Origin of the sequence: Sporofaciens sp. SGI.106 (genome assembly GCF_050314255.1) — a bacterium.
In the GTDB taxonomy this organism is placed as follows: Bacteria; Bacillota; Clostridia; order Lachnospirales; family Lachnospiraceae; genus Claveliimonas.
The window spans coordinates 41,320-55,043 of the sequence record NZ_JBNPMZ010000019.1 but is presented as its reverse complement, the minus strand read 5'-3'; the positions used below and the strand labels follow the sequence as shown (position 1 = coordinate 55,043).

Annotated in this window: 14 protein-coding genes; 13 read left to right on the top strand and 1 reads right to left on the bottom strand. The window is 44.6% G+C overall.

Going from position 1 to position 13,724, the window contains the following annotated elements:
• Nucleotides 1-30 precede the first annotated feature (30 nt).
• The 7 genes from dhaL (at nt 31) to ACQRCC_RS12555 (ending at nt 6,739) form a co-directional block, all read left to right on the top strand.
• A complete protein-coding gene (dhaL, locus tag ACQRCC_RS12585; RefSeq protein WP_427851125.1) occupies nt 31-669 on the top strand; it encodes a dihydroxyacetone kinase subunit DhaL in 639 nt (212 codons plus the stop codon).
• A 190-nt stretch (nt 670-859) separates the two neighbouring features.
• Nucleotides 860-1,789: a sugar-binding transcriptional regulator gene (locus tag ACQRCC_RS12580; protein ID WP_427851124.1), complete on the top strand. Its 930-nt coding sequence runs from the start codon at nt 860-862 to the stop codon at nt 1,787-1,789.
• Nucleotides 1,790-1,799: 10 nt separating this feature from the next.
• Nucleotides 1,800-3,335 (top strand): FGGY-family carbohydrate kinase, encoded by a 1,536-nt coding sequence (locus ACQRCC_RS12575; protein WP_427851123.1) that lies wholly within the window; start codon nt 1,800-1,802, stop codon nt 3,333-3,335.
• Entirely contained in the window at nt 3,335-4,372 is a 1,038-nt protein-coding gene (locus ACQRCC_RS12570; RefSeq protein WP_427851122.1) for a 2-hydroxyacid dehydrogenase, read from the top strand. The genes ACQRCC_RS12575 and ACQRCC_RS12570 overlap by 1 nt, the downstream gene beginning before the upstream one ends.
• A 34-nt stretch (nt 4,373-4,406) precedes the next feature.
• Nucleotides 4,407-5,063: a class II aldolase/adducin family protein gene (locus ACQRCC_RS12565; RefSeq protein ID WP_427851121.1), complete on the top strand. Its 657-nt coding sequence runs from the start codon at nt 4,407-4,409 to the stop codon at nt 5,061-5,063.
• Nucleotides 5,064-5,067: 4 nt separating this feature from the next.
• Entirely contained in the window at nt 5,068-5,745 is a 678-nt protein-coding gene (locus tag ACQRCC_RS12560; protein ID WP_427851120.1) for an HAD family hydrolase, read from the top strand.
• A 139-nt stretch (nt 5,746-5,884) separates the two neighbouring features.
• Nucleotides 5,885-6,739: an N-acetylmuramoyl-L-alanine amidase gene (locus tag ACQRCC_RS12555; RefSeq protein ID WP_427851119.1), complete on the top strand. Its 855-nt coding sequence runs from the start codon at nt 5,885-5,887 to the stop codon at nt 6,737-6,739.
• A gap of 65 nt (nt 6,740-6,804) precedes the next feature.
• On the opposite strand, the gene ACQRCC_RS12550 is transcribed toward ACQRCC_RS12555, so the two are convergent.
• A complete protein-coding gene (locus ACQRCC_RS12550; protein WP_427851118.1) occupies nt 6,805-8,088 on the bottom strand; it encodes an HlyC/CorC family transporter in 1,284 nt (427 codons plus the stop codon).
• A gap of 158 nt (nt 8,089-8,246) precedes the next feature.
• On the opposite strand from ACQRCC_RS12550, the gene murB reads away from it, so the two are divergent.
• The 6 genes from murB (at nt 8,247) to ACQRCC_RS12520 (ending at nt 13,694) form a co-directional block, all read left to right on the top strand.
• Complete coding sequence (gene murB, locus ACQRCC_RS12545) at nt 8,247-9,158, top strand: UDP-N-acetylmuramate dehydrogenase (protein ID WP_427851117.1); 912 nt, start codon at nt 8,247-8,249, stop codon at nt 9,156-9,158.
• Nucleotide 9,159: 1 nt separating this feature from the next.
• Entirely contained in the window at nt 9,160-10,041 is an 882-nt protein-coding gene (gene rapZ, locus ACQRCC_RS12540; RefSeq protein ID WP_427851116.1) for an RNase adapter RapZ, read from the top strand.
• Between the two features lie 8 nt (nt 10,042-10,049).
• Nucleotides 10,050-10,943, top strand: coding sequence for a DNA-binding protein WhiA (gene whiA, locus ACQRCC_RS12535; RefSeq protein ID WP_427851115.1), 894 nt, complete (start codon nt 10,050-10,052; stop codon nt 10,941-10,943).
• 10 nt (nt 10,944-10,953) lie between these two features.
• On the top strand, nt 10,954-11,211 hold the full coding sequence (locus ACQRCC_RS12530) for an HPr family phosphocarrier protein (protein ID WP_427851114.1): 258 nt from the start codon (nt 10,954-10,956) through the stop codon (nt 11,209-11,211).
• Between the two features lie 114 nt (nt 11,212-11,325).
• On the top strand, nt 11,326-12,294 hold the full coding sequence (locus tag ACQRCC_RS12525) for a diacylglycerol/lipid kinase family protein (RefSeq protein WP_427851113.1): 969 nt from the start codon (nt 11,326-11,328) through the stop codon (nt 12,292-12,294).
• A gap of 26 nt (nt 12,295-12,320) precedes the next feature.
• Nucleotides 12,321-13,694, top strand: a complete 1,374-nt coding sequence (locus ACQRCC_RS12520) for a sodium-dependent transporter (RefSeq protein ID WP_427851112.1) — start codon at nt 12,321-12,323, stop codon at nt 13,692-13,694.
• Nucleotides 13,695-13,724 lie beyond the last annotated feature (30 nt).

Genomic DNA, 13,724 nt, shown 5'->3' with positions numbered 1-13,724 from the left:
TGATCAGAATCATCAGGAGGAAAAGAAAATATGGGAACATTTAAAAATGCAGACGGCAAGTCTGTTCTGTTAAAAATGGTAAAGGGAATTCAGGATAATAAAGCGTATCTTGGAGAAGTAGACGGACTCATCGGAGATGGAGACCATGGCATGAACATGAATAAAGGTTTCAGCCTGTTTGAGGAAAGATTCAAAGATGAAGATTTCACTTTTACAGAAGGCCTGGACGATCTGGGAACTATCCTGTTCAATGAAATCGGTGGATCTATGGGACCGATTTACGGAAATATTCTGATGGGAATGGCAGAAGCCGGAGAAGATGCAGAGGAGATTGGTGTGGCAGAACTTGCGGCAATGCTGGAAAATGGATTGAAAGAGCTTCAGGATATCGTTGAGGCGCAGGTTGGAGATAAAACATTGGTTGATACCCTGTCACCTGCAGTTGATGTGCTGAAAGCAGCGGCAGAGTCCGGAAAAGACTACAAAGAAGCATTGGAGGAAATGAAGGCAGCTGCAGCAGCAGGACGTGATTCTACAAAAGATATGGTGGCTAAGTTTGGCCGTTCCAGTCGTCTGGGCGAGCGTTCCAGAGGAGTTCTGGATGCAGGAGCAACATCATGCTGTATTATTCTGACAGCAATGGCTGATGGAATTATTGAATTATTGTAATAAAAAAGAGAAGCAGGGGACAGGTATGCCTTGTCCCTTGCTTTTTCTGTTATTGTGCATGCGGCTAAAGGTCCGGTGGACCTTTTTTAGTAAGTGGGGTCTGAAAATAGTATTGACAAATAGGGTGAAAATGATATACTAAGATTACAAATGTAATATCGTATTACATTTGTAATATGAGGGTAGTTGAATGAAAAGAAATCTGAATATAAAAATAGCATATTGGTATTATACTCTTGGGATGACCCAGGATGAAATCGCAAAAAGACTATCGTTTACGAGACAGAAAGTGAATCAGATTATTAATTCACTGGTAGATTTGGATGTTGTCACGATTAATATTCATGGATATGAAAGGGATAATATTGAACTGGAAGGAAAAATAGAAGAAAGATTTGGTCTGAAAGAAGCAATTGTGGCAACTGATTATGGCGAGAAAGATACGGCTATATATAAAGTGGCGAATGTGGCAGCGCAGTATCTGGATGAGACTATTCAGCAGGGAGATATCATTGGAGTGTCCTGGGGAAGGACTCTGGCGGAAGTGGTGGATCAGATGACGTTTAAGCGCCGCAGTGAGTGCCGGGTTGTACAGTTGATGGGAGCTCAGAATATTGAGCGTCCTGTGGAAAAATCTGATGAGATTGCCCGCGGGTTGGCAGACAGACTGGATTGTCCCAGTTATATGTTATACGCTCCGGTCGTAGTGGAGCATGCGGAGACGAAGAAGTGGCTTCTGAAGGAACGCAGTATTAAGGCTTCGTACGAACTGATGAAGAAGTGTAATATAGCAGTTCTCGGAGTGGGAGAGCTGACGGAAAAGTCGACCATGTGTACCAGAGGACACATTACTCCCGATGACATACGGATACTGAGAGAACAGGGATTTGTGGGAGATATTGCTATGAATCCGGTTCGGCTCGATGGAAGTTATGATGAGTGTCCTTTGACAGACCGTCTGCTGAATGCGGATATGGAATGTCTGAAAAATATAGCAAATACGGTGCTTGTGGCGTGTGGAGAGGAAAAGGTAGAAGCGATTCGGGCAGTGCTCTGTTCGGGTTGTATTGACAGATTGATTATAGATGAGACTACGGCGCGGCAAGTGATGGAAGTATAGGAGGCGTAGTATGAAGTACATTCTTGGGATTGATGTAGGGACATCGAATGTAAAGGCGGTGCTCTTTGATGAATTCGGCCAGGAAGCCGGTGTTGCCAGTCAGGAGAGCAAAACACTGAATGGCGCGGGAAATCAGGTAGAGCAGGATATGCTCACTGTCTGGGAAAAAGTGAAGTACTGTGTAAAAACGGTAGCTGAATCCGGTGTCGCCCGGAAGGATGATATTATTGGTGTTGGGGTAACCGGTCAGGGAGAAGGATGCTGGCTAATTGATGATGAAGGGAACCCGGTACAGAATGCAATTCTCTGGTGTGATGGAAGAGCAGTGAATGAAGTGGGAGAGATTACCAACGATCATCCGGAGATTGGACGTCTCTATCATACAACTACAGGAACACCTCCGCTTCTGGGAAATCAGATGATGCTTCTGAAGTGGATGAAGGAAAACAGGAAGGAAACGCTGGATAAAGCGAGTAAACTTATTTTCTGCAAAGACTGGATAAGATATAAGATGACAGGAGAAATCAAGACAGAAATTACAGACAGTCTCACATCGCTTATTGATGTACACAGTGGGAAGATAGCGGAGAATCTGATGGAGGCCATGGGGATTGCAGAGTACAGAAGCTATTTGCCGAATCCGGTCCGGTCTGATGAAGTGGTAGGGACAATTCTTGATTCCTTTGCAGATGAAGTGGGGCTCAGGCGAGGGCTTCCGGTGATTGCGGGGGCGCTGGATACTTCGGCAACAGCGGTGGGGCTTGGAGCTATCCATGAAAAGGATGTGTGTGTGATCCTGGGCACAACCTGCGCCAGTGAAATTGTGATGAAAAAAGAAGACTGTGCTTTCGGAGCAGAGAATTCCCGTTACGAAAAACATCCGCTGGGAGATCTGTATGTGGAGCTGCAGCCTACATTGAATGGAACGCCTAATATTGACTGGATGCTGGAAAATATTGCAACTACCAGAGATTTTAACGAAATTGACAGGATTGTAGACAGCGTACCGGTGGGATGCGGTGGAGTTGTTTATCATCCGTATATCAGTGTTGCCGGAGAGAGAGCACCGTTTTATCACCCCTATGCCAGGGCGAGCTTTTTTGGAATCAGTCAGGTGACTACAAGAGAACAGATGATTCGGGCTGTGTATGAGGGAATCAGCCTTTCAATAAGGGACTGTCTGATGAATGTGGACAAAAGCGGAACCATTTTCCTGGCCGGAGGAGGGGCGAAAAGCCCGGTATGGGCCCAGATGATTGCCGATGTAGTGGGAATGAAAGTGATGATTCCAGCCGGTAAGGAATTGGGAGCGAAAGGTGTTGCGCTGATGGTGGGCGTGGCTCAGGGGCTTTATAAGAATTATGATGAAGCGGTGGAAAAGGCATGCACCTTCCGGCAGGTATACGAACCGAATCTTACGAATACAAAGAAGTATGATCTTATTTATGAATTATATAAAAGAGTCAGAATCCATAATCAGGAAATATGGGATTACAGACATCAGATGAACAAGAAAATCCGTGCAATTGGAGAGGAGGATGAATAATGAAGATTTTCTTTACTGCGGAGTACAACGAAGAAGAACTGAAACCATTGTATGAGATGGGTGAAGTGGTAAAAGACGGATGGGCGCTGGGACTTCCGAAAATGTCGGAGGAAGAGCTGGTTGAGAAGACCAGGGATGCAGACATGATTATTACCAGTTATGATGATATCACCAGAAAGGTTATAGAAGGAGCTCCGAACCTGAAATTAATTGCGTGTACCAGAGCAACACCGGTGAATGTGGACATGGCAGCGGCAAAAGAAAGAGGAATTCCGGTTCTTTATACACCTGGCAGAAATTCCGACTCGACAGCAGAGATGACGATTGGTTTAATGCTTTCTATTGCAAGAAGAATTCCGATGGCCCACGGAGCACTGAAAGCAGGCAAATTTACAGGAAATCCCGATGCTAAGAAAGTGACCAAGGATGGTCTGAAGGTGGATATGATTTGGGATATGGATATGGATTCGCCGTATATGGTATTCAAGGGGACTCAGCTCCACGGTAAGACGCTTGGTATTGTGGGATACGGAAGTATCGGAAGAAGGGTTGGAAAGATTGCACGTGCGATCGGAATGGAACTTTTAATTTACGATCCGTTTGTGGGTGAGATTGATGTGGAAGAGTTTGGCGTGCGGAAAGCCCGGACTCTGAAACAGGTTATGCAGGAGTCTGATTTTATTACCTGCCATATGAAGATTACGGATGAGACAAAGGGTTGTATCAGCAGAGAAATGATTTCTTACATGAAACCGACGGCGTATTTTATTAATGCATCCAGGGGGGCGATTCTGGATGAGGAAGCACTTATCGATGCACTGAGAGAAAGAAGAATTGCCGGAGCGGCATTTGACGTATATGCAAGTGAGCCGCTGGCAAGCAATCACCCATATGTGACAGAGCTTGATAATGTGGTAATCACGCCACATATTGCCGGGGCAACCGACGATGTGCTTGTAAACCATACCAGACAGATCGTTGCGGATGTAAGAAGATTCCTGAATGGAGAGCATTTGTTATATCAATACAAATACTAAATGACAATCGGAAAAGAAAAAGAAGGAGACGGAAATGAACAGAGAAAAAGCAAAATTAATGCAGATTGAAGTGTGCAGTACAGCAAAATCCATGTATAACAGTGGACTGGTAGCGGGAACATGGGGCAATATTTCCGCCCGTATTGATGAGGACTATATGGTTATTACTCCGTCCGGTATGGATTATGAACGCCTGTATGCAGAGCAGATGGTAATTGTAAATATGAATACTCTGGAGTATGAGGGAAGCTTAAAACCATCCATTGAGGCAGTTGTGCATGCGGCTGTTTATAAAGACAGACCGGAAGTAAATGGAATTATGCATACGCATTCCACTTATGCACTGACGGTGGCGGCAGCAAGAAAACCGATTCCACCAATCTGTGATGATCAGGTGCAGATCCTTGGCGGAGATGTAAAAGTGGCAGCTTATACCATGCCGGGAACAAAAGAGATGGCAGAGTCGGTAGTAGATGCGCTGAAGGGAAGAATGGGTGCTTTGATTGCAAATCATGGAGCAATAACGGTAGGACGTACTTTGAAAGAGGCGTACACAGGATCTCAGGTGCTGGAGAAAACGGCTATGGTATATATAAATTGTCAGAGCATTGGCGGTGCGGTAGAGATATCCCAGGAGGACATTGATTTCTTCCATGACTTTTTCCTGCACAAATACGGACAGAAAAAATAGAAAAATGATGGATAAAAAAGATTTAAAAATAATTATTTTTGACATGGACGGAGTGATCCTGGACAGTGAGCCACTTCACGAAAATGCCCGGCAGATGATGTTTCGGGAATTTGGTATTGTGCCGGATGATACTTTTCCGGATCCGGTGGGAAAATCCTCCAGTGGATTCTGGAGAAAAATCATTGAGCTTTGCGGTATAGAAGGCGAACCATATGCCCTGGAAAAGGAGCAGTACCGTCTGGTGGCAAAACAGATTGAAGAAAATCATATCCCGCCGTCGGATGGATTAAAAGAGGTTCTTGCATGGGCGAAGGCGCATGGTGTTAAGATCGGGCTGGCATCATCATCTACCAGAGTTCTGGTGGATGATGCCCTTCGGCTGGTGGGAGTGGATGAGGCGTTTGATTATACAGTGTCCGGAGATGAGATTAAGGCAAAAAAACCGGCGCCGGATGCGTATCTCAAGGTGCTTGAACTTTCGGGATTTTCGGCAGAAAATGCCGTGGCGATTGAGGATTCCTGTGCAGGTGTAACTGCAGCAAAGAATGCAGGCGTGTTCTGCTTTGGTTATAGGAATGCGACATCGGGAGAACAGAATATTGATGCAGCTGATAGGATCATAGAAAATCTAAAAGAGATTCTGGATGAGGTTAGAACGTGTCCCTGTTTCGAAGAGAGGTAACAAAAATGTTGTTTGTAAGTGTCAATTGCGCTGTGAATTAATGCGTTAAACTTACACCGGTTGCTCCCAATAAGTCGTGACACGAATAGAGATCCTCTTGCATACTCTGATAATGAAGAGTGTGTAAGAGGATATTTTTATGCCTTATTCTATTATGGTAGATGCCGGACACGGGGGAAAGGATCCAGGGGCAGTGTATGACGGACGTCAGGAGAAGGATGACGCTCTTCGACTTGCACTGGCAGTGGGAGAGATACTGCAGAATAATGATATTGATGTGGAGTATACCAGGACGACGGATGTATATGAGACGCCGTATCAGAAGGCGATGGAAGCGAATAATGCAGGAGTGGATCTTTTTATTTCTATTCATCGGAATTCATTCCCGGAGGATAATGAAGCGGAAGGGGTAGAATCTCTGGTCTATGACCTTTCAGGGCTGAAATATCAGATTGCCCAGGCGGTGAACGAACAGCTGGAGGCAGTTGGGTTTGTAAATCTGGGAGTGAAAGCCCGTCCGAATCTGGTAGTGCTTAAGCGTACACAGATGCCGGCGGTTCTCATAGAAGCCGGGTTTATCAATTCGGACTCCGATAATGAACTGTTTGATGCTAATTTTGAGGCCATTGCGCAGGCTATTGCTTTTGGAATTCTGGATACATTGGAACGGGAAGGGGTTATCCGGGATCCGGGCATGGCTAATAGTATTAGTAACGGTATGACTAATGGTATGGCTATGAGAAATGGTGCCGGTATGTCCGGCCGGACGCAGCCACGTCAGATGTATCGGGTTCAGGTGGGAGCATTTCGGAACCGTAATTACGCAATCCGCCTGCGGGATGAACTTCTGGAGCAGGATTTCCCGGCTTATCTGAATGATTCGGGAGAGTTCATCCGGGTTGGAGTGGGGGATTTTGATACGTTGGGTAATGCAGTAGAGATGGAGCGCAGGCTAAAGAGGGATGGATACCAGACGGTGCTGATAACCCGTTAACCGAAGATAATGTAATCAATAGATTCTGCAGGATGCATGAAGACGTAAAATAATAAGAGGATGCATTATGCATCCTCTTTGTCGTCTTCGCTTGTGTCGGGTTCCGGAAGATATACATGAACCTTCTCAACCCTGTTTTTATCTAATGTTTCAACTACCATGCGGATTCCTTCTTCGGTAGTTACTTCATCTCCTGCTTCCGGCAGCCTGTCCAGGTGTTCGATGATCAGACCTCCCAGTGAATCATAGTCGTCGGAAGATAAATCAAGGTCAAGTCTGTCGTTCAGGTCTTCCAAATTGATAGAACCTTCGATGATATATTCGCGCTCACCGATCTGTTCTACAAAGTCTTCTTCGTTTTCGTCGTATTCATCCCGAATTTCACCCACGATTTCTTCCAATAAATCTTCCAGTGTGATAAGTCCGGCAGTTTCACCGTATTCATCTAATACGATGGCAATATTGAAAGAGGCCTGTCGCATTTCTACAAGAAGTTCGGAAATATTCTTGTATTCGTAGGTGAAGTAAGCTTCTCTAAGAATGTCCCGTACATGAAACTCCTTCTTATTATCAAACAGAAGAAGATCCTTCATGTTAATGGTTCCTATGACATTATCTGTAGTTTCCTCGAATACCGGAAGTCTTGTAAATTTGTCTTCCCGGAATATCTCGATGAGTTCTTCGTATGTGCTGTCTACATCGGCAAATGTAACGTGAACCCGCGGAACCATAACATCCTTTGCCTTGGCATCTCCCAGGTCGAACACGTTGTAGATCATTTCCTTTTCTTCTGACTCAATTACACCGTCTTCATGGCTTACATCTACAATAGTACGAAGCTCCGTCTCTGTCATGGTACGGTTTTTGTCGTTCGGATCGATCCGAAACAGGAAAAGTACTCCCATTGACAGGCTGTTGATAATGAAGATGAGTGGAGTCATCAGCTTCATGAATATATGGATAACGGGTGCGTAGATCAGGGACATTTTCTCTGCATGTATGGTAGCCATTGTCTTTGGGGTGATCTCACCGAACAGAAGAATCAAAACAGTGAGAAGACCGCTGGCGAATGCTACTGCAGAGCCGCCCAGGCTGTATGCCAGGGAGGTGGTCAGGGATGCTGCAGACAGATTGACGATATTATTACCAATCAAAATGGCGCTGAGCATCTTGCCCGAGTCCTCTGTAATATCCAGAACAGTTTTGGCTCGTTTGTTACCCTCTTCTGCAAGAGAGCGCATCCGTATCTTATTAACAGTTGTAAGAGCTGTCTCTGCGGATGAAAAATATCCGGATAACAGCAGTAAAATAAATAAAATAATCAATTGCGTGGCGTCACTCGAATCCAATGAAAAAATCACTCCTTTAATAAAATTATTCGCATATGGTTTACGAATATAGTCTGTGACTAATATAACGCATTTCAGAAGAATTTGCAAGTGTACGTTGAATTCACAGATGTTTTAGTGTATGATGAACATTGAATATTAAAGAAAGGTTAGCTGATATGAAGCAGAATTTGTACGAGAAATTGGCGGCGGTTCTCGGTCAGGAAAAGGTATTGGCAGAAGAACCGATGAAAAAGCATACAACCTTCCGTGTGGGAGGTCCTGCGGATCTTTTTGTAATGCCTTCATCGGAAGAAGAGGTGAAGGCGGCAGCAGCAATCTGTGATGAGGAGAAAGTTCCTTATTATATCGTCGGGAATGGAAGCAATCTTCTGGTTTCGGACAAGGGATACAGAGGCGTGATTATTCAGCTTTATAAAGAAATGAGCCGGATTCGCGTGGAAGATAATGTGATCTATGCTCAGGCGGGTGCGTCATTGGCAAAGATTGCGAATACGGCACTGGAGTCATCGCTTACCGGATTTGAATTTGCAGCAGGTATTCCGGGAACAATTGGCGGCGCATGTGTAATGAATGCGGGTGCCTATGGCGGAGAGATGAAAGATGTCCTTCTGGAGGTGCGGGTCATGACTTCTGATGGAGAGGTTATAGTACTTCCGAAAGAAAAACTGGAACTGGGATACAGAACCAGTGTCATTGCAAAAGAAGGGTATATTGTTCTGGAGGCGGCAATTGAATTGAGACCGGGAGAACAGGAAACTATTCGGACATATATGGAAGAACTGAGGGAGAAGCGAACCAGCAAACAACCGTTGGAATATCCAAGTGCCGGAAGCACATTCAAGAGACCTGAAGGATATTTTGCAGGAAAATTAATTCAGGATGCAGGACTTCGCGGCTTTCAGGTGGGCGGAGCGCAGGTGTCAGAGAAACACTGTGGATTTGTGATCAATGCCCATGAAGCCACCGCGGCGGATATTGTTTCTCTGATGGATCAGGTGTCCGGTCGGGTTCGGGAACAGTTTGGCGTTGTGCTGGAGCCGGAAGTGAAGAAACTGGGAGAATTTTAAAATGAGATTTGTGATTGTAACCGGAATGTCAGGAGCGGGGAAGAGTACAGCACTTAAGATGCTGGAGGATGTAGGATATTTTTGTGTGGATAATCTGCCGGTGCCGATGGTAACGAAGCTGGTAGATCTGCTTAGAATGCCGAATGCGGAGATAAATAAGATTGCGTTGGGACTGGATATCCGGAGTATTCATAGTTTCCGGGAACTGGAGCAGTCTCTTATAGCACTGGATGATATGCATCTTTCCTATGAGGTGCTTTTTCTGGAGGCCTCGGATGAGGTTTTGGTTAAAAGGTATAAGGAGACGAGAAGAAGTCATCCGCTGTCCGGAACAGGCAGGGTTGATCAGGGAATTAAGGAAGAACGGACCCGGCTTAAGGTACTTAAGGATCGTGCGGATTACATTATAGATACAAGCCGGATGCTGGTCAGAGAACTGAAGATGGAGATGAACAGAATCTTTGTGGAGAATAAAGAGTATAAGAATCTTTATATCACGGTATTATCCTTTGGATTTAAATATGGAATACCCAGTGATGCGGATCTGGTATTCGATGTGCGCTTTCTGCCGAACCCATATTATATAGAAGAACTTCGCCCTAAGAGTGGTAATGATAAAGAGGTACGGGACTATGTAATGGCGAACGATAAGGCTTCACAGTTCCTTGAGAAGCTTACGGATATGATAGAATTTCTGATTCCGAATTATGTGTCAGAAGGTAAGACGCAGCTGGTAGTGGCGATTGGGTGCACCGGTGGGAAACACCGTTCCGTGACGCTTGCCAATGCACTCTATGAGAAATTACTGGATATGGAAGAGGATTACGGAATCCGAATAGAGCACAGAGATATCGAAAAGGATGCGATAACGAAAGCAAAGTAGGAGTGTCTATGTCATTTTCTGGTAAAATAAAAGAAGAATTGTCAGGCCAGTGCCCGCGTGCAAGACATTGCCAACTGGCCGAATTGGCGGCAATTGCGGGTATGTGCGGAGAACTCCGGGAAGAAGAAAATGGAGGAGTTTCTCTGCGGATTCAAACGGAAAATATATCCGTTGTGAGAAAAGGCTTTACTTTATTGCAAAAAACATTTAATATAGGAAATGAAATTGTTGTCCGGGTGGCTGTTAGAAGTCATCCGCAAAGGGACAGCTATTGTTATATACTTGCCGCGAAGGGGAAAAGTCTTAGGGCAGTCCGGAATGCTTCTATACAGGCGGTGTGCTGTAAACGTGCCTTTTTGAGGGGTGCATTTCTTGCCGCCGGGTCTATGAGTAATCCGGAAAAATCCTATCATTTTGAAATTGTATGTGATACAATGGAGAACGCACAGTATTTGAGATATCTTATGAACAGTTTTGACATGGATGCCAAGATCGTTCAGCGTAAGAAGAATTATGTGGTCTATTTGAAGGAAGGAGCACAGATTGTGGATATGCTGAATGTGATGGAGGCACATGTGGCACTGATGAATCTTGAGAATGTGCGGATATTGAAGGAGATGCGAAATGCGGTGAACCGCAAGGTGAACTGTGAGACTGCAAATATTCACAAAACCGTATCTGCTGCTGTGAAGCAGATGCAAGATATAGCGTATGTGCGCGATCATCTTGGTTTTGATAAGCTGCCGGATGGACTGAAAGACGTTGCCCTTACACGTCTGAAATATCCGGAAGCGACGCTGAAAGAGTTGGGAACTCTTTTGGAAGAGCCGGTTGGCAAGTCCGGTGTCAATCACCGATTGAGAAAATTAAGTGAAATGGCAGATAAGTTAAGGGAACAATAGGAGGGAAATTATGATTAAAAAACCTATTACTATCCGGTTTGACGAGGGTCTGGATGCAAGACCGATTGCATTGTTGGTTCAGGAAGCTAATCAGTATTCCAGTCAGGTTTACATTGAGGTGGAGAACAAAAAAATCAATGCAAAGAGCATTATGGGAATGATGAGTCTGAACCTTGGAAACGGAGAGGAACTCACTGTCGTAGCAGAAGGCTCAGATGAAGAAAAGGCCATCTGCGGTGTGGAGAAATTCCTGATGGGTGCGAAATAATACATATGTGGAATGAAAAGAGGGCATGATGGATGCCCTCTTTTGAAATATGTTGCTTTATATGAGGTGGAAGATTTGAGAAAGATTTGAGCTTTATATTAAGGAGGTAAGTCTGTGAGAAGATTATTATTTATTTACAACCCTCATGCGGGAAAGGAACTGTTAAAACCAAAGTTGTCAGATATTATTGATATTTTTGTCAAGGCGGGATTTGAGGTGGTAGTGTATCCCACCCAGTCTTATCGGGACGCTTATCGTAAAGTGAAGAATTTTACGGAGGAATATGATCTGGTAGTGTGCAGCGGAGGAGACGGAACGATTGACGAAGTAGTAACGGGGATGATGGCGCGAAAACAGAGAATACCCGTAGGATATATTCCTACCGGCACCACCAACGATTTTGCGAATAGTCTTCATATTCCCAAGAATCTTCTGGCGGCAGCGGATAATGCGGTTAATGGGGTTGCGTTTCCCTGTGATGTGGGGAGATTTAATGAAGGAATCTTCGTGTATATTGCAGCATTTGGACTTTTTACGGATGTTTCCTATCAGACAGAGCAGGAAGTAAAGAATGTTTTGGGGCATCTGGCATATGTGCTGGAAGGAACCAAACGTCTGTTTAATATTCCGTCTTATCGAATTAAAGTGACTCATGACGGAGAAACGATAGAGGATGAATTTGTTTTTGGTATGGTGACCAATTCCAGGTCCGTGGCCGGTTTCCGCAATATGATTGGAAAAAATGTGCAGTTTGATGATGGTGTATTTGAGGTGACCCTGATTAAGACGCCGAAGAACCCGATTGCTTTACAGGAGGTTATAGCGGCCCTCCTTATTGAACAGGTGGATACGAAGTATATGTATTCTTTCAGAACCGGGCATATTACGTTCGAGTCTCTTGAAGAAATACCCTGGACGCTGGATGGGGAGTTTGGCGGGGAACATGACTATGTAGAGATTGAGAATCTTCAGAAACAGCTTGAAATTATGATTCAGCCTCAGCATGTGAAGGATCTGTCGGCAGATGCAGAGCCTGAAGAACTGCCGGGAATCGAGGATTTGGAGAAAGAAAAACAGGAATAAAAAAGATGAAAAGGTAAGAAGTAGAGATGGAGAAAAGAGAAAAGTTTTCCTCGCGTCTGGGATTTATCCTGATTTCGGCGGGGTGTGCAATTGGATTGGGGAATGTGTGGAGATTTCCATATATAACAGGTAAATATGGCGGCGGAGCCTTCGTGCTGATGTATCTGTTCTTTTTGGTGGTTTTGGGACTGCCGATCGTAGTGATGGAACTGGCAGTAGGGCGTGGGAGTCAGAAGAGTTCGGCTATGTCTTTTAATGCATTAGAACCGGAAGGGAGTAAGTGGCATGTATTCCGGTATTTTTCTATGGCAGGAAATTATCTTCTGATGATGTTCTATACAACCATTGGAGGATGGATGCTGGCATATTTTTACAAAATGTCGGTCGGAGTGTTTGAAGGTGCGGATGCAAAACAGATAGAGAATATTTTTAGTACTCTGACATCTAATCGGAATGAGATGTTGTTCTGGATGATACTGATTTCTGTAATTGCTCTTGCAGTCTGCTCGGTCGGACTTCAGAATGGCGTGGAATTCATTACAAAGATAATGATGACCAGCCTTCTTGTGTTGATGCTGGTCCTGGTGGTGCGTTCAGTGAGCCTTGAAAATGCTGCAGAAGGACTAAAGTTCTATCTGTTCCCGAGCTTTGAGAAGATGCGCGAGGCTGGAGTAAAGGAAGCGATATTTGCGGCGATGGGACAGGCTTTCTTTACTTTGAGCGTGGGTGCAGGCTCTATCGCAATATTCGGAAGCTATATTGGGAAAGAGAGGAGCCTTGCGGGAGAGGCTGTGAGTATTACGGTACTGGATACTTTTGTGGCTGTCGTGGCGGGACTCATTATTTTTCCTGCCTGCTTTGCTTTTGATATCAACCCGGGAGAGGGTCCTGGACTTGTGTTTGTTACACTTCCGAATGTATTTCGGGAAATGGTCGGCGGAAGAATCTGGGGCAGCCTGTTTTTCCTGTTTATGACTTTTGCTGCGCTGTCAACGATTATTGCGGTGTTCCAGAATATTATTCAGTATGCCAGAGATCTGTGGAACTGGCCGCTTTGGAAATCTGTTCTGATAAATGGAGTGGTACTTATTGTACTGAGTATTCCGTGCGTGCTGGGTCTGACCGACTGGTCTTCCTTCACGATCGGAGGAAAGAATATTATGGATATTGAGGATTTCCTGGTAAGTAATAACATCCTTCCACTTGGTTCTATGGTGTATTTATTATTCTGTGTGACAAGATATGGATGGGGATGGGATAATTTCCTCAGGGAAGCAAATACGGGGGAAGGAATGAAATTTCCTTCCGGAAAAGGAATCCGTTTCTATCTGACATTTATACTGCCTTTGATCGTTCTTATTATCTTTGTTCAGGGATATATGGGTATATTTTTCAAATAAATAAAAAAATTCAAAAAAATGAAAAAAGTA